19 protein-coding genes are annotated in these 19,709 nt (G+C 61.6%); 3 read left to right on the plus strand and 16 right to left on the minus strand.

All coding sequences use genetic code 11. From position 1 onward, the window contains the following. The 10 genes from alsE to ATE40_RS16815 all read right to left on the minus strand — a co-directional run bounded on the left by alsE (position 1) and on the right by ATE40_RS16815 (position 8,235). Complete coding sequence (gene alsE / locus ATE40_RS16770; RefSeq protein ID WP_019455651.1) at positions 1 to 672, minus strand: D-allulose 6-phosphate 3-epimerase; 672 nt, start codon at positions 670 to 672, stop codon at positions 1 to 3. Between the two features lie 31 nt (positions 673 to 703). Then, the gene (locus ATE40_RS16775; RefSeq protein WP_063917972.1) at positions 704 to 1,738 is read right to left on the minus strand and encodes an ABC transporter permease; all 1,035 of its coding nucleotides are present in this window, start codon (positions 1,736 to 1,738) and stop codon (positions 704 to 706) included. Positions 1,739 to 1,748: 10 nt separating this feature from the next. Continuing rightward, complete coding sequence (locus ATE40_RS16780; RefSeq protein WP_063917973.1) at positions 1,749 to 2,735, minus strand: ABC transporter permease; 987 nt, start codon at positions 2,733 to 2,735, stop codon at positions 1,749 to 1,751. Beyond that, a complete protein-coding gene (locus ATE40_RS16785; RefSeq protein ID WP_063918003.1) occupies positions 2,728 to 4,245 on the minus strand; it encodes a sugar ABC transporter ATP-binding protein in 1,518 nt (505 codons plus the stop codon). Before ATE40_RS16785 ends, ATE40_RS16780 begins: the two co-directional genes overlap by 8 nt. Positions 4,246 to 4,247: 2 nt before the next feature. After that, positions 4,248 to 5,231, minus strand: a complete 984-nt coding sequence (locus ATE40_RS16790; protein WP_019455647.1) for a substrate-binding domain-containing protein — start codon at positions 5,229 to 5,231, stop codon at positions 4,248 to 4,250. A gap of 48 nt (positions 5,232 to 5,279) precedes the next feature. Beyond that, entirely contained in the window at positions 5,280 to 6,098 is an 819-nt protein-coding gene (locus tag ATE40_RS16795; RefSeq protein WP_004931653.1) for a DeoR/GlpR family DNA-binding transcription regulator, read from the minus strand. A 380-nt stretch (positions 6,099 to 6,478) separates the two neighbouring features. Next, positions 6,479 to 6,796, minus strand: a complete 318-nt coding sequence (locus ATE40_RS16800) for a BrnA antitoxin family protein (protein ID WP_063917974.1) — start codon at positions 6,794 to 6,796, stop codon at positions 6,479 to 6,481. After that, complete coding sequence (locus ATE40_RS16805; RefSeq protein WP_063917975.1) at positions 6,759 to 7,082, minus strand: BrnT family toxin; 324 nt, start codon at positions 7,080 to 7,082, stop codon at positions 6,759 to 6,761. Before ATE40_RS16805 ends, ATE40_RS16800 begins: the two co-directional genes overlap by 38 nt. A gap of 77 nt (positions 7,083 to 7,159) precedes the next feature. After that, positions 7,160 to 7,906 carry an SDR family oxidoreductase gene (locus tag ATE40_RS16810; RefSeq protein WP_063917976.1) on the minus strand — a complete coding sequence of 249 codons (747 nt, stop codon included), beginning with the start codon at positions 7,904 to 7,906 and terminating at the stop codon, positions 7,160 to 7,162. Between the two features lie 95 nt (positions 7,907 to 8,001). Next, positions 8,002 to 8,235, minus strand: a complete 234-nt coding sequence (locus ATE40_RS16815; protein WP_019455641.1) for a hypothetical protein — start codon at positions 8,233 to 8,235, stop codon at positions 8,002 to 8,004. Between the two features lie 189 nt (positions 8,236 to 8,424). Here ATE40_RS16815 and ATE40_RS16820 point away from each other — a divergent pair, with 189 nt between their 5' ends. The 3 genes from ATE40_RS16820 to ATE40_RS16830 are packed head-to-tail and all read left to right on the plus strand — an operon-like array spanning position 8,425 to position 11,034. Continuing rightward, entirely contained in the window at positions 8,425 to 9,084 is a 660-nt protein-coding gene (locus tag ATE40_RS16820) for a response regulator (RefSeq protein ID WP_019455640.1), read from the plus strand. A gap of 4 nt (positions 9,085 to 9,088) precedes the next feature. Beyond that, positions 9,089 to 10,495 carry an ATP-binding protein gene (locus ATE40_RS16825; RefSeq protein ID WP_019455639.1) on the plus strand — a complete coding sequence of 469 codons (1,407 nt, stop codon included), beginning with the start codon at positions 9,089 to 9,091 and terminating at the stop codon, positions 10,493 to 10,495. An 11-nt stretch (positions 10,496 to 10,506) separates the two neighbouring features. Continuing rightward, entirely contained in the window at positions 10,507 to 11,034 is a 528-nt protein-coding gene (locus tag ATE40_RS16830; protein WP_025160214.1) for a GNAT family N-acetyltransferase, read from the plus strand. Positions 11,035 to 11,044: 10 nt separating this feature from the next. Here ATE40_RS16830 and ATE40_RS16835 read toward each other — a convergent pair whose 3' ends face one another. The 6 genes from ATE40_RS16835 to ubiH all read right to left on the minus strand — a co-directional run bounded on the left by ATE40_RS16835 (position 11,045) and on the right by ubiH (position 19,707). Further along, entirely contained in the window at positions 11,045 to 12,010 is a 966-nt protein-coding gene (locus tag ATE40_RS16835) for a quinone oxidoreductase family protein (protein WP_063917977.1), read from the minus strand. Between the two features lie 108 nt (positions 12,011 to 12,118). After that, positions 12,119 to 14,998 (minus strand): aminomethyl-transferring glycine dehydrogenase, encoded by a 2,880-nt coding sequence (gcvP, locus tag ATE40_RS16840; RefSeq protein WP_004931634.1) that lies wholly within the window; start codon positions 14,996 to 14,998, stop codon positions 12,119 to 12,121. Positions 14,999 to 15,091: 93 nt separating this feature from the next. Beyond that, the gene (gene gcvH / locus ATE40_RS16845; RefSeq protein ID WP_025160212.1) at positions 15,092 to 15,478 is read right to left on the minus strand and encodes a glycine cleavage system protein GcvH; all 387 of its coding nucleotides are present in this window, start codon (positions 15,476 to 15,478) and stop codon (positions 15,092 to 15,094) included. A 163-nt stretch (positions 15,479 to 15,641) separates the two neighbouring features. Then, a complete protein-coding gene (gene gcvT / locus ATE40_RS16850) occupies positions 15,642 to 16,739 on the minus strand; it encodes a glycine cleavage system aminomethyltransferase GcvT (protein WP_019455634.1) in 1,098 nt (365 codons plus the stop codon). 508 nt (positions 16,740 to 17,247) lie between these two features. Continuing rightward, positions 17,248 to 18,450 (minus strand): FAD-dependent 2-octaprenylphenol hydroxylase, encoded by a 1,203-nt coding sequence (ubiI, locus tag ATE40_RS24785; protein WP_063917978.1) that lies wholly within the window; start codon positions 18,448 to 18,450, stop codon positions 17,248 to 17,250. Positions 18,451 to 18,528: 78 nt separating this feature from the next. Then, complete coding sequence (ubiH, locus tag ATE40_RS24790; RefSeq protein WP_063917979.1) at positions 18,529 to 19,707, minus strand: 2-octaprenyl-6-methoxyphenyl hydroxylase; 1,179 nt, start codon at positions 19,705 to 19,707, stop codon at positions 18,529 to 18,531. Positions 19,708 to 19,709 lie beyond the last annotated feature (2 nt).

The following is a 19,709-nucleotide window of genomic DNA, read 5'->3' on the forward strand; positions in this document are numbered from 1 at the left end:
TCAGGCCGCTTGCCGCATCTGATCCAGCATCTTTTCCCACGCCGTTTCCAGATCCGGATCGAGGTTGAACAGCCCGGAACTGCCGACGATCAACACTTCCGCACCGGCGCCCATCAGATCGCGGTAGGTGCGCTGGTTGCAGGATCCATCTATTTCGATCAGATAGTTCAGATCCTGTTGGCGTTTCAGATCGCGTAATTGGCGGATCTTTTCCAGCATTTCGGGAATGAACGGCTGCCCGGCATAGCCCGGATCGACGGTCATCACGGTGACTTTATCCAGCAGATGAATATAGTGGCGGATAAACTCCACCGGCGTGGCCGGGTTCAGCACCACCCCCACTTTTTTGCCCAGCGCGCGGATTTGGTTAATTACCCGGAACGCGTCGCGGTTGATGGTTTCGGCGTGCGGACAGATAAAATCCGCGCCGGCGCGGGCGATAGGGTCGATAAAATCGGTCGGGTTCTCCACCATCAGATGCACGTCCAGCAACAACGAGGTGTGCGGCCGGATCTGTTCGATAAAGAACGGCGACAGCGTGATGTTTTTAACGTAGTGCCCGTCCATGATGTCGATGTGCAACATATCGGCGCGGCGGTTCAGCACCGCCAATTGCTGCCGAATATCCATCAGGTTCATGCACATCAGTGAAGGTGAAATCTGGTATTTCATTAGCGTTATCCTGCGCAAAAGGGAAAAAAGATCAGTGGCCCGCCGCGGTTCTGGCCCGTGCCGCGCTGCGGCGCATCGCCCGCCGCTGCCGATAGCGATGGCGGAAAAACTTCAGCGCCAGCACCGCGATCAGCACCGCGCCCCACATCGCCAGACTGAAGTGCGGGCTGACGTTCATCAGGTTCAAACCGGTGGCGATCACCTGCAGCACCACCAGCGCCAACACCACGCCGCTGACCCGGCCGAAGCCGCCGAACGGATCGGTGCCCCCCAGAATGATCGCCAGCACCGTCAGCAGCAGGTAAGAGTCGCCGTAGCCCATGCGCGCCGAGTTGAAGCGCGCCATCATCACCAGCCCGGCGATCACGCACAGCAGGCTGGAGAGGGTGTAAATGGCGATCAGTACCCGGTGGGTATTCACGCCGCTGAAGTGGGTAGCGTTGATGTTGCTGCCGCTCATGTAGATACACTTGCCGAGCCGGGTTTTCTGCAAAAACAGCGCCAGCAGCGCGGCGACCGTCAGGAAGATCAAGAGCGGCACCGGCACGCCCAGCACGCTCTCGGCGCCGATAAACCGCACGATCTCCGGCATGCCGCTCAGCGCCGCACCGCGCGTCAGGTAAATGCCGATGCCGTTGACCGTGGTCATGGTGGCCAGCGTCACCAGAATCGGATGCGCGCCGACGTAGGCCACCAGCGCGCCGGTCGCCGCGCCGATAAGCCCGGCCAGCAGCATCGCCGCCACCAGCGCCAACGCCAGCCACAGCGCCTGCATCCCCAGCCCGGCGTCCGCCGGCAGATAGCGGATAAACAGCCAGGCCATCAGCAGGCTGGTCAGGTTGGCGCAGGCGATAATGCACAGGTTCAGACCGCCGCTGAGAATCGGAATGAACATCGCCAGAGTCAACAGGCCCAGTTCCGGCAGCTGGAACGCCACGCTGGTGAAGGTGGCGCCGCTGAAGAAGCGCCCCGGCATCAGCAGGCTGAAGGCCAGCACCACCGCCAGCAGCAATGCCATCAGACCGACGGCGGCGCCGTCCGGACGAAATTTCAGGTTATTGCCCATCAGGCGCTCCTCAGGCGAAACCGACGTCGGTTTCTTTGCGTTTCTTGTAGTGGGTGACGGTGATCGCCGCGACGATCACCAGACCGATCGCCACGTTCATGAAATAGCTGGACACGCCGATCAGGTTGAGGCCGTTTTTCAGCACGCCGATCAGGAACACGCCCATCAGCGTGCCGACCACGCTGCCCTTGCCGCCGTTCAGGCTGGCGCCGCCCAACACCGCCGCCGCCAGCACGTCCAGCTCGCCGCCCACCAGCGCGTTGGGCACCACTTCCCCCATGCGGTACACCTGCACCAGGCCGCCGATCGCCGCCATCGCGCCCAAATAGCCATAGGCGAACAGGTGCAGCAGGCCGACGCGGATGCCGATGCGCCGCGCCGATTCCGCATCGCCACCGACGGCGAACAGCTGGCGCCCGAGGTGGGTCTTGTTCAGCAGCAGCCAGGTCAGCAGCGCCACCGCCAGCATCACCAGCGTCGGCAAGCCGAGCTGATAGCTTTGCTCGCCCAGTTGGAACGGCAGCACGCTGCGTGGCAGCGTCCACCAGTCCGGCAGCGCGTACAGGCTGCGGCCGTTGGTCAGCCACATCAGCATGCCGAACAACAGCGCCTGCATGCTGATGGTGACGATGATCGAGACGATGCGCAGGCAGTAGATCAACAGCGCGTTGACCATGCCCAGCGCGGCGCCGATCGCCAACGCCAGCAGGATGCTGCCTGTCGGGCTGGCCAGCCCGTAGTGGGTGGCCAGCGTGGCGATCAGGTACTGCACCACCGAGGCCACCGCGGCGAAGGAGATATCGATACCGCCGGTCACCAGCACCACGAACAGGCCGAGGGCGAAAATGCCGCTCACCGCGTAGCTTTCGCTGAGATCGAGCAGGTTCTGCACCGTCAAAAACTGGTCGCTGAGCAGCGAAAAGACGATGATCGTCAGCAGCAGCACCCAGGCCAGGTAGCCTTCGTTGCCGCGCGGTTTCAGGCTGAATCTACGCATTGATCGCCTCCGCCAGCCGTTGCTGGCTCACCTGCTCCGGCAGGTACTCGCCGATCACGCTGCCGCCGCTGAAGTGCAGCACCCGATCGCAGTTGTAATACACCTCCGGCACCTCGTCGGAGATCAGCAGAATCGCGATCCCCTCCTGCGCCAGCAGATGGATCAGTTGGTAGATGCTGGCCTTCGCGCCGACGTCGACGCCGACGGTCGGCGAATCGAGGATCAGGATCCGCGGCTGGGTCAGCACCCACTTGGCCAGCACGATCTTTTGCTGATTGCCGCCGGACAACGTCGAGACCGCCTGATCCGGATCCGCTACCCGCACGCCGAGTTTGGCGATCCACTCCGCCACGATGCGATTCTTGCGGTAGTCGTCGATCAGGCGAAAACGCCCGCGCAGCTTATCGAGAATGGTCAGCACCGCGTTGTCCGCCACCGACTGTTGCTGCACCAGCCCCAGCGTCAGGCGATCCTCCGAAACGTAACCGATGCCGGCCTTGATCGCGTCCTCATGGCCGCGAAAGCGCACCGGTTTGCTGTCGAGGTAGAGTTTGCCGCTGTCCGGCCGGGTCATGCCAAACAGGCTCAGCGCCAGCTCGGTGCGCCCGGAGCCGAGCAGCCCGCACAGACCGAGCACCTCCCCCTGGTGCAGCCGGAAGCACACGTCCTGATACTGGCCGGCGCGGCTCAGGCGATCCGCCTCCAGCATCACCCGATCCTTATTCAGGCTGGGCGCTTTCAGGCGATAATCCAGCTTCAGACCGGTCATCAGCTCGGTCAGACGATCGCCGGTGATCTCCGCCGCCGGCCAGGTGCCGACTTTGTTGCCGTCGCGGATCACCGTGACGCGATCCGAGATCTCCAGCACCTCGTCCAGCCGGTGGCTGACGAACACCACGCAGATGCCCTGCGCTTTCAGATAGTCCACCGTGCGCAGCAGTTGGTTAACCTCGGTGCGGGTCAGCGAAGCGGTCGGTTCGTCCATGATCACCAGCCGCGCCTCCGCCACCAGCGCACGGCAGATCGCCACCTGCTGGCGCTGCGCGATCGGCAGCTCCGCCACCCGTTTGTCGAGATCCAGATTGAAACTCAGCGATTGCAGCTGGCGCTCGGCGGCGCGCCGCAGCCGTGCCGGGCGGTGCCAACCCAGCAACCCGCGCAGGTTGTGTTCGAAGGCGATGTTTTCCGCCACCGTCAGATTGGGAAACAGCGACAGATCCTGGTAAATCACCTGAATGCCGAAAGCGCGCGCCTGATCCGGCGACAGCCGGCCGAAGGTTTGCCCATCGATGATGATGCGGCTGCCGTCGTCCGGTTGATAGACGCCGGCGATCGCCTTGATCAGCGTGCTCTTGCCACAGCCGTTGGTGCCGGCCAGGCAGTGCACTTCTCCCGGCATCAACGCCAGTGAAATCTCGTTCAGCGCACGCTGCCCGCCAAAGGTCATCGACAGCTGTTGCAGCGCGATCAGCGGCGCGCCCTGCGTTGCCGTATTGCCGGAAATCGCCATGATCACAGCCCCATCTTCACCAGTTTCGGCAGGTTTTGCTTATCCAGGCTTTCGGTGGCGTTGCCGAGAATGGTGTGCTGCTGCGCATCCACCTGCACCTTGCCCATGCCTTCAATGGTCATGCCGTCGGTGATTTTCTCCCCCTTGTGCATCATGTCGGCGATGCGCACGAACACTTCGCCGGCCACCATCGGATTCCAGATGTAACCGCCCTTGATGGCGCCGCGATTGACCAGCGAAGCGCCCTGGCCCGGGCTGAACGGCCCGATGACGCAGATATCGTTGCTTTTGCCGCGGTTGAGCACTGCGCGCCCGGCGCCGATCGGCCCCTGCGAACCGAACGCCAGCACGCCTTTCAGATCGGGATATTTAGCCATCAGGTCGTTGGTGGTGCGCACGCTGTCATCCAGCGATTCCCCCACGCCAAACTTGTCGCCCACCAGTTGCATGTTCGGGTAGTGTTGCTTCTGGTAGTTGATGGCCGAGTCCGACCAGGTGATGTGCAGCGGCACCGTCAGGCTGCCGACATACACCGCATACTTACCCTGCTCTTTCATGCAGGCGGCCAACGCTTTCATGTGGTTGACCCCATGCTGCGAGGCGTCCACCAACTCAAAATCCCAATCGGCGTACTTCTGGCCGGGGGACTCGTGCACGATCACCTTGATGCCCGCCTCCTGCGCGCGCTTGAGCACCGGTTCCAGCACCCGGGCGTCGTTCGGCACCACGCCGATAATGTCCACCTTCTGCGCGATCAGATCTTCGATGGCGCGCACCTGCAGCGCCGGATCCGCCGCCGTCGGCCCAACCATCCAGGCGTCGATACCGCGTTTGGCGCTCTCGCTTTTGATGCCGGCCTCCATGGCGTTGAACCAGGGAATGCCGCCGATTTTCACCACCACGCCCATTTTCAGCTTGTCCGCCGCCTGCGCGGATAGCGACAGCAGCAGCGAGGCAAACAGACCGACCAGTACGGATTTTTTCATTGTTCTCTCTCCACAAGTGTTGGCTGTAATAAAGGGTTTTCGTTGTTGTTATCGCGCCGCCCTTTTCGCGGCGGGTGAAACTTCGATCACGTCGACGTTGTTCCAGGCCAGTTCCTGGCGAAACTCGTCGTCGCTGAGCCTATCGGTGATTAAGGTATCTATCTCCCGGTAGTGGCAGATGCGCGCGAACGAGCGGCGGCCGAACTTGTTGCTGTCCACCAGCAGGAACTTGCGCTCCGACGCCAGCAGCATCTGCTGCTTCAGCCGCGCATGGTGCTCATTGCTCTCGCGGATGCCGCCGTCCTGGCAGATGCCGTGGCAAGAGAAGAACAGCTTGTTGATCACGAACTCTTTCAGCATCTGCTCCGCCAGCACGCCGATAAAATCCTCGTACTTGGCGGAATACTCGCCCCCCAGGCCGATGGTGCGCACGTTGGCTTTGCAGGCCAGCGTCTGGATGATGTGCAGCGAGTTGGTCAGCACCACCAGCGAGATATCCGGCAGCTGGCGCGCCAAAAACCAGCTGGTGGAGCTGCTGTCCAGCAGCAGGCAATCCCCCGGCGCGATAAATTCCAGCGCGCGTTTGGCGATGCGCGTCTTCTGCTCCGGCGCTTCGTTGCTGCGTTGGCGGAACGATTCGCCCTGGTCAATCTCGGCGGGCACATAGGTTTTTTCCACCGCCGGCGGCTCGACGAACACCGCGCCGCCGTGGCTGCGCAGCAGCAGGCCGCGCCGTTCAAGCAGGGCCAGATCACGCCGCGCCGTCTCGATAGAGATGTGGCACAGCTGCGCCACCTCCTGCACCATCACGCGGCCGCGCTGGCTCAAGACTTCGGTGATAAAGCGATGACGTTCTACAGGCAGCATGTTTCTTTTCTCCTCCACAACGATGATTACGATATCGATTTGCTGCGCCGCGTTTTGCGCGCAGACGCAAAGCGCCTCGCCCCGCGATCGGTCAACGATGGCGCTGTGATAGTTGTCAAAAAAATCGGGAAGGAATTGAAATGAATAATTACGAAAGTGTGGAGTAACAGACAGTTATGATGAACGAATGCCTGAGGCGCACAGCAGAGAAACGGTAAACGGTCACAATTCCACGTTCCGCAACATGACCGTTAATGACCGTTTTTGTGGTTTTGACCGAACGCCGCCAATAGACAGTCGAGGTTGAGAGGCATTACCTGAAAAAACGGCAAAAAAAATCCGGCGAGAGCCTCACCGGATTGTTAGCCGCCTGACACACATTATTCCTCGTGCTCATGCTCTTTCAACATCGCTTCACGCAGAACGGCATTCAGGCGTTTCTGATAGCCTTTGCCTGGCCGCTGAAGCCAGGCCAGCACATCCGCATCGATGCGGATGGTTTTCGATACTTTCATCGGTTTATAAAAACGCCCCTGCACCGCAGTCTGCCACGTTTCCTCCCCCAGCGCCGGCGCATCGGCGTAATCGATATCCTCGTCCGGCAACGCGCTCAGCGAAGCAAGTTGCGCTTTCTGCTCCTCCGTCAACGGAGGGAGTACGCTATGGGCCAGATTTTTGGCGGAATTTTTGCGCTTCATATCTTCCCCTCTGTTTGGCATCGGCCTTGCGCGCTGAAATGATGCGCACGATCTCTATCGTATCGCCATCGACATCCGTTTCGATCGTCGTATGCGCCACCAGCAGCAGCAAACAGGAGCCGACCATACCGATCGTTTGCCAAGGTTCTTCTCCGCCCTCGATCCTTTCCAGCACAGCCAAATGGTTGGGATCCAGAAAAACTCGCTGCGCAATCTCAACGCTGACACGGTGTTTGCGTTGGTTACTGTGATTTTTATTCTGATTCCATTCAAAATAAACATACATTTTTGTAACCACATTTTGGTTGTTATTTAACCAAAACACATCGCCTACGGAGAGATGCCAAAACCCTCCGGATGCGTTCAACGCCCGCCTGCAGCCTCGATAAAAGTGCCGGTCACGTAAGACGCGGCGTCGGACAGCAACCAGGCGATCGCCTCCGCCACTTCCTGCGGATGGCCGCCGCGCTGCATCGGCAAACTGTCCTTCACGCGATCCACCCGGCCGGGCTCGCCGCCGCTGGCGTGCATCTCGGTATAGATGAAACCGGGCCGCACGCCGTTGACGCGAATGCCCTGCGCCGCCACTTCCCGCGATAACCCGATGGTCAGCGTATCGACGGCGCCTTTCGAGGCGGCGTAGTCGACATACTCTCCCGCCGCCCCCAGTCGGGACGCCGCGGAGGAAACGTTGACGATGGCGCCGCCCTGCCCGCCATGGCGCAGCGCCATGCGCTTCACCGCCTCGCGGCAACACAGGAAGTAACCGGTAACGTTGGTGCTCAGCACCTGATTGATGCGCTCGGCGGTCAGCTGTTCAATGTTCGCCTGCTGGAACAGAATGCCGGCGTTGTTGACCAGCGCGCTGAGCGTGCCCAGCCCGGCATCCAGTGCGCCGAACATCGCCATCACCTGCGCTTCGTCGGCCACGTCGGCCTGCAATGCCAGCGCCTTGCCGCCCTGCGCCTCGATCTCCGTCACCACCTGCCGCGCCGCACTTTCGTCGCGCAGGTAATTCACGCCCACCGCATAGCCCTGCCGGGCCAACAACAAGGCGGTCGCGCGGCCAATTCCCCGGCTTGCGCCAGTCACCAATGCCACTTTCGTCATCGTATTTTTTTCTCTGGTTGGCGATATAAAAATAACGGCCTGCACACAGACCCCGTTTGCCAGTCAGAGTATAGAGCGGCGCTCTAGAAAACGCTTCAGAGCTGAGCCAGGCGGCGCAGCAGCTTTTTAATCCGGTATTTCGCGCAGCCGGAGGCGTCCGTTACCGCCACCTGATGGCCCCGCTGCAAAGCGGAAGCATGCAGGCCTTTGTGAGCAGGGCTGTGCACATCACCGCGAAACGACAGCATCAACAGAATGAGCAGCATCGCCAAGCCTGAATCCATCAGCCGCCGCGAAGCGCCCGCGCTCGGGTAACCGTCAGTGCGCATTGTCGCCCTCTCTGTGGTGATATCGAATGGCGACAAAAATAACTGAAATTCCCTCGCCCTCCCTTAACGCGAGATTAAAGCCAGATTAAGGTTTGCTTAAGAACGCGCAGGCAAAGCGGGTTTCCCCGTTGTCTTCCCGTCAGGGTTATAGTTAGATAATCGCGACTCAAGGATCTCAGCGGAATAAACGTGAACATACTGTTGGTGGAAGACGACCTGCAATTAGGCAAGGCGCTGTGCCGCGCATTGGAGCTAACCGGCTTTAATTTGTGCTGGGTGCGCCTGCTCGCGGACGCGGAAAATAAACTTTCACCCGGCGGGTTCGACTTGATGCTGTTGGATCTCACGCTGCCGGACGGCGACGGTCTGCAGAAACTGATCGCCTGGCGCGCCGCCGGGCAAAATATCCCGATCATCATCCTGACCGCCCGTGACCGCATCGAAAGCCTGGTGAACAGCCTGGATTCCGGCGCGGACGACTTTCTGGCCAAACCCTTTGCACTGCCCGAGCTCATCTCGCGCGTCAAGGCGGTCAACCGGCGCATGGCCGGCTTCGCTTCGCAAACCTGGAGCCTCGGCACGCTGTATCTCGATCCGGTCAACCATCAGGTGACGCTGGATAACGAACTGCTGATGCTGTCGAAAAAAGAATACCACCTGCTGCACGAGCTGATGCGCTGCGCCGGCACCGTGGTGCGCAAAGCGGTGTTGGAACAGCGGCTGTTCGGCCACGGTGACAGCGTGGAAAGCAACTCGCTGGAAGTGCATATGCATAATTTACGCCGCAAGATCGGTAAAGAAAGAATCATTACCGTACGCGGCATTGGCTATTTGCTGAAAAAAGAGTAACGGGATGATCAGTTTCAAATCCTTCTTTATGCGCACCATTGTTTTTCAGGTTATGGCTATATTGCTGCTGTGGGGAGTATTAATCGGCTGGGTGAAATACTTCTATTACCCTGATGCAGAAAAGTATTTGGATAATCAGCAGCGCCTTGTCGCACTCGGCATCGCTAATATTCTCGACAAAACCGACATTGCCGATCCCCGTTATATCGACATCATCAAAGATATCGAGGAGATGTATATCGAATCGATTAAAAACGGCGCCGTGGAAGAACTAGACTATCGCCCGTTATTTTTGGTTTACGATCGTGACAATCGGCTTATTTACGCCTCGCCCCGGCAGGAACAACCGCTGAATCTGCCTCCGACGGTGCTGACCGGCACCATCAGCTACGCCAACGTGGAATGGCATATCGCCGGTAGCTGGAGCGATAAGCAGCAGTTTAGGGTGATTGTCGGCGAATCCTTCGACAACCGTACCACCATTTTCGGCAACCCGGCGGAGAGCACCGCCCTACCGCTGCTGGGCATTCTGGCGGCGATCATCATCACCTTACTGTTTACCGCCTACTTCAGCCTGCGGCCGCTGCGCCAGATCGCCCGCACCATTTCCGATCGCCAGCCGGGCAACCTGTCGCCGATCAACGTCAGCGAGCAGTATCAGGAGATCCGGCCGGTGGTGGTGGAGGTCAATAAGCTGATGGCGCGCATCGACGCCGCCAACCAGCGCGAGAAACGCTTTATGGCCGATGCGGCGCACGAACTGCGCACGCCGATCGCCGCCGTGCTGGCGCAGCTGCATCTGCTGACTCAGGTTTCGGAGCGGCAGGAACGCCAGGAGATCATCGGCGACATGCAGCAAGGGCTGGATCGCGCGGCGTCGCTGTCGCGCCAGCTGATCAACCTGGCCAAGCTGGAGGCGGAAGATTTTCCGCTGAAAATTGAGGCGGTGGACATCTATGCCGAAATCGGCAAATGCATCGCGCAGCACGTTCCCTATGCGTTGGAAAAAGACGTCGAACTGTCGCTCGACGGCAGTGAGGACGTGGTGGTGAGCACCGATCGCCATGCGCTGATCGCCATCTTCACCAATCTGCTGGACAACGCGCTCAAGTACGCGCCGCCCGGCAGCCGCATCGAAGCCAATATCCGCTCGCTGGCGCCGCTCGGCTGCTATATTACTTTGCGCGACAACGGCCTCGGAGTGAGCGAAGAGCACCTTCCGCGCCTGTTTGAACGCTTTTACCGCGTGCCCGGCACGCAGCAGACCGGCAGCGGACTGGGATTAGCCATCGCCCGCAACCTGGCCGACAAAATCGGCGCACAGCTGCGCATCACCGAGGGCCTCGACGATCGCGGCATCGGCTTTATCATCGATTTGCCGGAAAGTTACCGGCCACAGATTGAGAGTTAATCACGAACATGATCGCCCCTGTACTGCTGCAACGGCAGCAACTTGACCGGCTATGGGATATCGACCGCAGTGAAATTATCGACACCCTGTATCGCCTGCAAGACGGCAAGCTGCAGCCCTACCCGGACTACTATGATGTACGCGGTTGGGATCCGCACGATCGGGAAACCTATACGCCAATCCATGAGGCATGTTTCGATCGCGGTGGCGCGTTTTTCGCGCTGTTCGACGGCGAGGAGATCGTAGCGGCGGCGGCGCTGGACACCGAGCCGCGCGGCCCGCAGCAGGATCTGCGCCAATTGCTGTTCTTTTACGTTAGCGCGCACCAACGCGGCCAGGGGCTAGGCAAGCAGCTGTTCCAGCTCTGCCTGAGGCAGGCCGAGCAAGAAGGGGCCGCCGGGCTGTACGTCTCCTCCATCCCCAACAAAAGCACCGTAGACTTCTACCTGGCGCAGGGTTGCCGGCTCATCGAGCGCCCGGATGCCGAGCTGTTCGCCCGCGAGCCGGAGGATATTCACCTGGTCTGCGCTTGCCGCTAGCGGCTGCAGCTTAGCGAGCGATGCGCATCACCGAACGTACGTCGCTTTTCTTGTTCAGATCCCACACCTCAGCGATCTCCTCGAGCGCGTGCTCCTGCGTCTCGATAGTGAGCGCCCCTGTCGCCGCCAGCGCCAGAATCTCGGTCGCGTAACGCTGCATCTCAGGGATCGGCGGGAAGTTGCCGGTGCCGCTGCCGAGGATCTGCAGCTGATTGCTGCGCAGCACCGCCGCCGGCAGCCGGATGTCCGGCGCCGCCATCGAACCGACGTTGACCAAACGAATACCGCGCCCGCCGGCATAAGACGAAAGATCGTGATTATTGAGCGTCGCGAGCAGCGCTTCCGTCGCCGGGCCCCAGATGTAATCGACGATCACCTGATAACCGCTCGGCCCCGCCGCCGCCGCGAAGGCCTGCGTCAACGCTTCGCCCTGCAGGCTCAGATCCACCGTGGCGTCCACGCCCAACGCCTCCAGCACGCTCAGGCGGCGGCCGGCGGCAACGATGCGTCCGGCCCCCGCCTGACGCGCTGCTGCAACCGCCAGTTTGCCCGAGGTGCCGGTAGCGCCGATGATCAGCACCGTTTCACCAGGCTGCAGATCCGCTCGCCAGCGCAGCGGCAGCCAGGCGGCGAAGGCGGGATTGATCAGCGCCGCCGCCGTGGCGTCGTCCACCGCCTCCGGCACCGGCACCGTCCATGACGCGACGCTGCGCTCGGCCATTGCGCCGTAAGGGCGGCGGAAAGAGGCGAAGTACACCCGTTGTCCGTCCGCCGTACGGCCCACGCCGTCGGTGCCGGGCACGATCGGCAATTGCTTCGGGCTCGAATAATGGGTGCCGGCGACGGTGGCGCGATCCAGCTGTTTGATACCGGCCGCCAGCACGGCGATCGGCACCTCGCCGGCTTGCGCCTGAGGCTCCTCAAAGGTGCCGAAAACCGGGGCTTGCCCCAACGCTGTTACGATTGCCGCTTGCATGATGACTCCTCAAATCGTGGGAACGTACAGAAAAGAATAGGCCGCAATAAAATAAAAAGGGACACCGCATGATGCGGTGTCCCTCAAGCACAAACTTTGCCGAACGTGTTATTCGTAGTCGCTCATCGGCACGCAAGAGCAGAACAGGTTACGGTCGCCGTACACGTCGTCCAGACGTTTGACGCTCGGCCAGTACTTGTTCTCACGCACGCCGGCGACCGGGAACACCGCCAGCTCGCGGCTGTACGGGTGCTGCCAGTCGTTGACCAGCTCCGCCTGCACGTGCGGCGCATTCACCAGCGGGTTGTCTTCCAACGGCCATTCGCCTTTGGCGACGCGATCGATCTCGCTGCGGATCGCCAGCATCGCATCGATAAAGCGATCCAGCTCCACTTTGCTTTCCGACTCGGTCGGCTCGACCATCAGCGTGCCCGCTACCGGGAACGACATGGTCGGCGCGTGGAAGCCGAAGTCGATCAGGCGTTTGGCGATGTCCATTTCGCTGATGCCGGTCTCTTCCTTCAGCGGACGAATGTCGAGGATGCATTCGTGCGCCACGCGGTGATCGCGGCCGGTATACAGAATCGGGTACGCGTCTTTCAGACGGGTAGCGATGTAGTTGGCGTTCAGGATCGCCATCTGGCTGGCCTGCTTCAGGCCTTCCGCGCCCATCATGCGGATGTACATCCAGCTGATCGGCAGGATGGAGGCGCTGCCGAACGGCGCCGCGGAGACCGCGCCCTGCTGGGTGGTCACACCGTCGATCTGCACGACGCTGTGGCCCGGCACGAACGGCGCCAGGTGCGCTTTCACGCCGATCGGGCCCATGCCCGGGCCGCCGCCGCCGTGCGGAATGCAGAAGGTTTTATGCAGGTTGAGGTGCGAAACGTCCGCGCCGATGTAGCCTGGCGTGGTGATGCCCACCTGGGCGTTCATGTTGGCGCCGTCCAAATATACCTGGCCGCCGAACTGATGCACGATCTGGCACACTTCGCGGATAGTTTCTTCATACACGCCGTGGGTCGACGGGTAGGTCACCATGATGCAAGAGAGTTCTTCGCCCGCCTGCTCCGCCTTGACGCGCAGATCGTGCAGGTCGATGTTGCCGTTCTTGTCGCAGGCGACCACCACCACGCTCATGCCCGCCATCTGGGCGGAGGCCGGGTTGGTGCCGTGCGCGGAGCTCGGGATCAGACAGACGTGACGGCCCGCCTCGTTGCGGCTTTCGTGGTAGCGACGGATCGCCAGCAGGCCGGCGTATTCGCCCTGCGCGCCGGAGTTCGGCTGCATGCACACCGCATCATAGCCGGTCAGCTGCACCAGCCACTGGGACAGTTGGCCGATCATCTGCTGGTAACCGGCGGCCTGCTCCGGCGGGCAGAACGGGTGCAGTTCGGAGAATTCAGGCCAGGTGATCGGGATCATCTCCGCCGCGGCGTTCAATTTCATGGTGCAAGAGCCCAGCGGGATCATCGCCTGGTTCAGCGCCAGATCCTTACGCTCCAGACGATGCATGTAACGCATCATCTCGGTTTCGCTGTGATAGCGGTTGAATACCGGGTGGGTCAGGATCGGGTCCTGGCGCAGCATGGCGGCCGGGATCGATTGGCTGTTTTTGCTCACCGCCGCGTCCAGCGCGTCGATGTCCAGACCGTGGTTGTCGCCGGCCAGCAGTGCGAACAGCGTTTGCACGTCTTCACGCGAGGTGGCTTCATCCAGCGTGATGCCCACGGCGCCGTGAATGTCGGTACGCAGGTTGATGCCGAAGCTCAGCGCGCGTTCCAGCACCGCCGCCTTGTCTTTCACTTCAACGGTCAGGGTGTCGAACCAGGTGTTGTGACGCAGCGTCAGGCCGGCCTTCTGCAGCCCGGCGGCCAGAATGTCGGTCAGGCGATGGATACGCCCGGCGATGCGCTGCAGCCCTTGCGGGCCGTGGTACACCGCGTACAGGCTGGCGATGTTGGCCAGCAGCACCTGCGAGGTACAGATATTCGAGTTGGCCTTCTCGCGGCGGATATGCTGCTCGCGGGTCTGCATCGCCATGCGCAGCGCGGTGTTGCCGGCGGCATCGCGGGAAACGCCGATGATGCGGCCCGGCATCGAGCGCTTGAACTCGTCGCGGCAGGCGAAGAAGGCGGCATGCGGGCCGCCGTAGCCCATCGGCACGCCAAAGCGTTGCGCGGAGCCGAACACCACGTCGGCGCCCTGCTTGCCCGGCGCGGTCAGCAGCACCAGGGCCATGATATCGGCGGCCACGCTGGTGATGATTTTGCGCGATTTCAGTTCGGCCAGCAGCGCGCTGTAGTCGTGCAGTTCACCGGTAGTGCCCACCTGTTGCAGCAGCACGCCGAACACGCCGTCCAGCTCCAGCACTTTTTCCGCTTTATCGACGATGACGTCGAAGCCGAAGGTTTCGGCGCGGGTGCGCACCACGTCCAGCGTCTGCGGATGCACGTCGTCAGCCACGAAGAAGCGGTTGGCGTCTTTCAGCTTGCTGGCGCGTTTGGCCAAGGCCATCGCTTCTGCGGCAGCGGTGGCTTCATCCAGCAGCGAAGCGGAGGCCAGATCCAGACCGGTCAGATCGAGGGTCACGGTCTGGAAGTTCAGCAGCGCTTCCAGACGGCCCTGCGACACTTCCGGCTGATAAGGGGTGTAGGCGGTGTACCAGCCCGGGTTTTCCAGCATGTTGCGCAGGATCACCGGCGGCGTCAGCACGGCACTGTAGCCCATGCCGATATAGGATTTGTAGCGCTGATTCTGCGAGGCGATCGCCTTCAGCTCAGCCAGCGCCTGATGTTCGGTCGCCGCGTCGCCGACCGGCGGCGGCCCCGGCAGCTGAATGTCCGCCGGCACGATCTGTTGGATCAGCGCGCTGAGCGAGCGAGCGCCCACCGCTGCCAGCAACTCCTGGCGTTGTTCCGCAGAAGAGCCGATATGGCGTTCGATGAACGCTTCGCTGTGTTCGAGTTGGCTGAGTGTCTGAGTCATTGCTACAAATTCCTGAATGCTTGCGTGATACGGGATATAGCTTGAGCGGTAACTAAAACGCCCCGGCCGGAAGGGCCTGGGGCGTGGTCACGATTACTCGTCGATCGAGGCCTGATAAGCCGCGGCGTCCAGCAGGTTCGCCAGTTCGCCTTCGTCTGAGGCTTTAATCTGGAACAGGAAGCCTTCACCGTAAGGTTCGCTGTTCACCAGCTCAGGGGAGCTTTCCAGCTCGGCGTTCACCGCCACGATTTCGCCGCTGATTGGCGCGTAGATGTCCGACGCCGCCTTAACCGATTCCGCCACGGCGCAATCTTCACCGGCGGCGACCTTGCGGCCCACTTCCGGCAGATCGACAAACACCATGTCGCCCAGCAGTTCCTGCGCGTGTTCGGTGATGCCTACGGTGTAAACGCCGTTACCTTCTGAACGAACCCACTCGTGGGAGGATGCGTATTTCAATTCTGTTGGCACATTGCTCATAGCCGGTTACTCCTTCGAAGAAATAATTTCCCGTCGTCTTTCACACTGCAGCGTTGTTGGCTGCGTACGTTCACCTCGGTCACTTACCGCAGTAAGCTCCCGAGGACTCGCGCACTTGCCGCCTAGCCGCAGCGCGAAATCCCTAGGGAAGAATCAATAAAAATCAATTTGTCAGCGGCTTGCCGGCGCGAACGAAACCAGGCTTGGTCACTTTGACCGGCATTTCACGGTTGCGGATCTGCACGATGGCCTGCTCGCCGATGCCGGCGGGCACGCGCGCCAGCGCGATGCTGAAGCCCAGGGTCGGAGAGAACGAGCCGCTGGTGATCACGCCTTCGTGGGTCTGCCCCGCCGCGTCGGTGAAACGCACCGGCAGCTCATTACGTAATACGCCTTTTTCCGTCATGATCAAGCCGACCAGTTGCTCGGTGCCCTGATCGCGCTGTTGTTCCAGCGCTTCGCGGCCGATGAAACGGCGATCTTCCGGCTGCCAGGCGATAGTCCAGCCCATGTTGGCGGCCAACGGCGAAACGCCTTCGTCCATCTCTTGGCCGTAAAGGTTCATGCCCGCTTCCAGACGCAGGGTGTCGCGCGCGCCCAGACCGGCCGGCTTGACGCCTGCGGCCAGCAATTTCTGCCAGAAATCCGCCGCCTGTTCTTTCGGCAGCGCGATCTCATAGCCGGCCTCACCGGTGTAACCGGTGGTGGCGATGAACAGCTCGCCGGCCTGCACGCCGAAGAACGGCTTCATGCCTTCGACCGCGCTTTTTTGTTCCGGGGTAAACAGGGTGCCGGCGCGCTCTTTGGCCTGCGGGCCCTGCACCGCGATCAGCGCCAGATCGTCGCGCACCGTCAGCGCTACGCCATACGGCGCGGCGTGCTCTTCGATCCAGGCCAGGTCTTTGTCGCGCGTGGCGGAGTTCACCACCAGGCGGAAATAGTCTTCTGTGAGGAAATAAACGATCAGGTCGTCGATCACGCCGCCGGAGGCATTCAGCATGCCGGTATACAGCGCTTTGCCGGGTTGGGTCAGTTTGGCGACGTCGTTCGCCAGCAGGTAACGCAGAAACTCGCGGGTGCGGGCGCCGTGCAGATCCACAATGGTCATGTGAGACACGTCGAACATGCCGGCATCCTGACGCACCGCGTGGTGCTCATCGAGCTGCGAGCCGTAATGCAGCGGCATCATCCAGCCGTGAAAGTCTACCATGCGCGCACCGCACGCCACGTGCTGGTCGTACAGTGGGGTTTGCTTTGCCATCTTTTCCCTCTTTCCACTCGGTCGCTAGAAGTTAGGGTGCTGCCACGCAATGCGGCGGAGCCTGGCTCGCGGCCCGATCGCCATGGCGCACTGACTGCTCAACACAAATGCTGCGCCGGGACGGGCGGAAACTGCGTGCAACCGCCGTGACGCAAACGATACCTTTCCCTCGAACTTATCACCGAACGACCACATTAACCATAAGTTAAAATAGGCTCATCGCCGTTCCGGGGCGGTAAAATGCCGGGCTAGTGTGCAGAGTTTTTCACTGAAAAAATGCGCTTTAAGGCACAAAATTAACAATTAAAGCGGCAAAACTCCGAACTTATATAACAAACCGACGGCCGGGCATGGGATCCTGACTTTTGATAACCAAACATGGAATTAGAAAAAGTAATGATAAAAAGCGGCTGAAATTAGATTATTTCAAATGAAGGGTTATATAAGGAAAGACGATGGCATAAGGCGAGAAGCGCGAGCCCGATACGGGCTCGCAGAAGGCGGGCGGTCAGGCAAGCCACTCGGGCAGATCGTTCAGGCCCATCGCCTGACGCACCAACTTCGGTTTGACGCCCGGCAGGCTGTCCGCCAGCCGCAGCCCCACGTCGCGCAGCAGCTTTTTGGCCGGATGGTTGCCGTCGAACAGTTCGCGGAAACCCTGCATGCTGGCCAACATCACCGCCGCACCATGTTTACGGCGGCGCTCATAGCGGCGCAGATAGAGGTGCTGGCCGATATCCTTGCCCTGCCGCTGCAGGCGGTGCAGTTCGGAAATCAACTCGGCGGCGTCCATAAAGCCCAGGTTCACGCCCTGCCCGGCCAGCGGATGCACGGTATGCGCCGCATCGCCCACCAGCGCCAGGCGGTGCGCGGCGAAGCTGCGCGCATAGCGGCCGGTCAACGGGAACGCCAGCCGTTCGCTTTCCAGGCTGCAGGCGCCCAAACGCATATCGAAGGCCATCGCCAGTTCGCGATTGAATTGTTCCGGCTCCAGCTGCTTGAGGCGTTCGGCCTCTTCCGGCGCGACCGACCAGACGATGGAGCTCAAATGCGCATCGCTGAACGGCAGGAACGCCAGAATGCCGTCACCGTGGAAAATTTGCCGCGCCGTCGCCTGATGCGGCTCTTCGGTGCGGATGGTGGCCACCAGCGCATGGTGGCGATAGTCCCAGAAGGTCAGCGGGATATCGGCGTGCTGACGCAGCCACGACTGGGCGCCGTCGGCGCCGATCACCAGCCGGGCGGTCAGCATGCGGCCATCCTCCAGCGTGATAAAGGCGTCGTTCTCGCCCCACGCCACCTGCTTGAGCGCGGCCGGAGTGATCAGCGTGATGTCCGACAGGCTTTCGGCGCGCTTCCACAGCGCCTGCTGGATCACCGAGTTTTCGATAATGTGGCCGAGATGGCTGAAGCCGCATTCGTCGCCGCGGAAGGCGATTTTGCCGAAGCTGTCCCGATCCCACACTTCCATTGCGTTGTAGGCGCTGGCCCGCAGCTGGAGAATGTCATCCCATACGCCGATATGCTGCAGCAAACGCTCGCTGGCGGCATTGATGGCGGAGACGCGCAGGGCCGGCTGTTCCGACGGCGGCGCCATCTCCGGCTGTCGCTGCTCCAGCACCGCCACGCGCAGCCCGCTGCCCTGCAGGCCGCAGGCCAACGCCAGCCCCACCATACCGCCACCGGCGATAATCACGTCAAATGATTGCATGCTGCTCGATTTCCTTAAATAACGCGCGACGTCTTGACGCACCGCGCTTTGGGCGCGCCAACGCGCCCGACTATGTCTTTAACGTTCCACCCAGCCCAACGTACGCTTGGCGAAGGCGTCGCGCACTGCGGGCAAACGCTCCATCGCCATCAGCCCCAAATTGCGGCCAACCACCAGCGGGCCGTAACGGTTGGCGAACAGATGGATCAAGCCGTCGGTCACGCCGATCGTCGCCTGCTGATCTTGTTGCCGCCGCTGCTGATAGCGGCTCAGCAACGCATAACCGCCGGCGTCTTCGCCACTGTTCACCGCTTCCGCCAGCGTTTCCGCCAGCGACATCACATCGCGCAGGCCGAGGTTGAACCCCTGCCCGGCGATCGGGTGCAGCGTCTGCGCCGCGTTGCCTACCAACGCCAGCCGGTGGCTGACATGGCGATCGGCAGTCAGCAGAGCGAGTGGGTAACTGTGCCGTTTGCCGGCCTTGAGGATACGCCCCAGCCGCCAGCCGAAAGCCTGTTGCAGCTCGGCGATAAAGCGCTCGTCGTCCCAGGCGTCGACCTGGGCGCGATCCTCGCGCGCATGGCACCACACCAGCGAACTGCGCCCCTGCGACATCGGCAACAGCGCCAACGGCCCGTAACGGGTAAAGCGCTCGAAGGCGCGCCCCTGCGGATCTTCCGCCGTGGTGACGTTGGCGATGGTGGCGAACTGTGGATAGTCCTCCTGGCGCCACTGCATATTGCAGGCCTGCGCCAGCGCCGAGCGCGAGCCGTCGGCCGCCACCAGCAGCTGCCCGGCCAGGCGTCGGCCATTATCCAGCAGCACTTCCGCCCGCTCTGCGGTGCGAATAACGTCCACCACCCGCGCGGGACAGTGCAGCGTGACGCCCGGCGCCTTCGCCAGCAGCGCGAACAGCCGCTGCCCGGCGTCGTGTAGTTCGATCACCTGGCCGAGCGCATCGACCTGATAATCCTGCGCCTGCAGATTCACAAACCCGGCGTGGCCGCGATCGCTGACGTGCACCTGAGTGATCGGCGTGGCGCAATCGCGCAGCGCCGGCCAAACGCCGATGCGCGTCAACTGTTGGCAAGTGCCCTGCGCCAGCGCGATGGCGCGAGCGTCAAAGCCCGGGTGGCTGCGGTCGTCCGGCCGAGTCGCCTCGACCAGATCCACCGCCATTCTTCCCTGAGTGAGCGACGAAATGGCCAGCGCCAGCGTCGCGCCCGCCATACCGCCGCCAACGATAATTACGCTCATTC

The sequence above is a fragment of the Serratia surfactantfaciens genome, from assembly GCF_001642805.2.
Lineage (GTDB): Bacteria > Pseudomonadota > Gammaproteobacteria > Enterobacterales > Enterobacteriaceae > Serratia > Serratia surfactantfaciens.

What these genes read in the sequence shown, in the direction of transcription:
- alsE (WP_019455651.1), bottom strand. Translation starts at nt 672, where the DNA reads ATGAAATACCAGATTTCACCTTCACTGATGTGCATGAACCTGATGGAT.
- ATE40_RS16775 (WP_063917972.1), bottom strand. Translation starts at nt 1,738, where the DNA reads ATGGGCAATAACCTGAAATTTCGTCCGGACGGCGCCGCCGTCGGTCTG.
- ATE40_RS16780 (WP_063917973.1), bottom strand. Translation starts at nt 2,735, where the DNA reads ATGCGTAGATTCAGCCTGAAACCGCGCGGCAACGAAGGCTACCTGGCC.
- ATE40_RS16785 (WP_063918003.1), bottom strand. Translation starts at nt 4,245, where the DNA reads ATGGCGATTTCCGGCAATACGGCAACGCAGGGCGCGCCGCTGATCGCG.
- ATE40_RS16790 (WP_019455647.1), bottom strand. Translation starts at nt 5,231, where the DNA reads ATGAAAAAATCCGTACTGGTCGGTCTGTTTGCCTCGCTGCTGCTGTCG.
- ATE40_RS16795 (WP_004931653.1), bottom strand. Translation starts at nt 6,098, where the DNA reads ATGCTGCCTGTAGAACGTCATCGCTTTATCACCGAAGTCTTGAGCCAG.
- ATE40_RS16800 (WP_063917974.1), bottom strand. Translation starts at nt 6,796, where the DNA reads ATGAAGCGCAAAAATTCCGCCAAAAATCTGGCCCATAGCGTACTCCCT.
- ATE40_RS16805 (WP_063917975.1), bottom strand. Translation starts at nt 7,082, where the DNA reads ATGTATGTTTATTTTGAATGGAATCAGAATAAAAATCACAGTAACCAA.
- ATE40_RS16810 (WP_063917976.1), bottom strand. Translation starts at nt 7,906, where the DNA reads ATGACGAAAGTGGCATTGGTGACTGGCGCAAGCCGGGGAATTGGCCGC.
- ATE40_RS16815 (WP_019455641.1), bottom strand. Translation starts at nt 8,235, where the DNA reads ATGCGCACTGACGGTTACCCGAGCGCGGGCGCTTCGCGGCGGCTGATG.
- ATE40_RS16825 (WP_019455639.1), top strand. Translation starts at nt 9,089, where the DNA reads ATGATCAGTTTCAAATCCTTCTTTATGCGCACCATTGTTTTTCAGGTT.
- ATE40_RS16835 (WP_063917977.1), bottom strand. Translation starts at nt 12,010, where the DNA reads ATGCAAGCGGCAATCGTAACAGCGTTGGGGCAAGCCCCGGTTTTCGGC.
- gcvP (WP_004931634.1), bottom strand. Translation starts at nt 14,998, where the DNA reads ATGACTCAGACACTCAGCCAACTCGAACACAGCGAAGCGTTCATCGAA.
- gcvH (WP_025160212.1), bottom strand. Translation starts at nt 15,478, where the DNA reads ATGAGCAATGTGCCAACAGAATTGAAATACGCATCCTCCCACGAGTGG.
- gcvT (WP_019455634.1), bottom strand. Translation starts at nt 16,739, where the DNA reads ATGGCAAAGCAAACCCCACTGTACGACCAGCACGTGGCGTGCGGTGCG.
- ubiI (WP_063917978.1), bottom strand. Translation starts at nt 18,450, where the DNA reads ATGCAATCATTTGACGTGATTATCGCCGGTGGCGGTATGGTGGGGCTG.
- ubiH (WP_063917979.1), bottom strand. Translation starts at nt 19,707, where the DNA reads ATGAGCGTAATTATCGTTGGCGGCGGTATGGCGGGCGCGACGCTGGCG.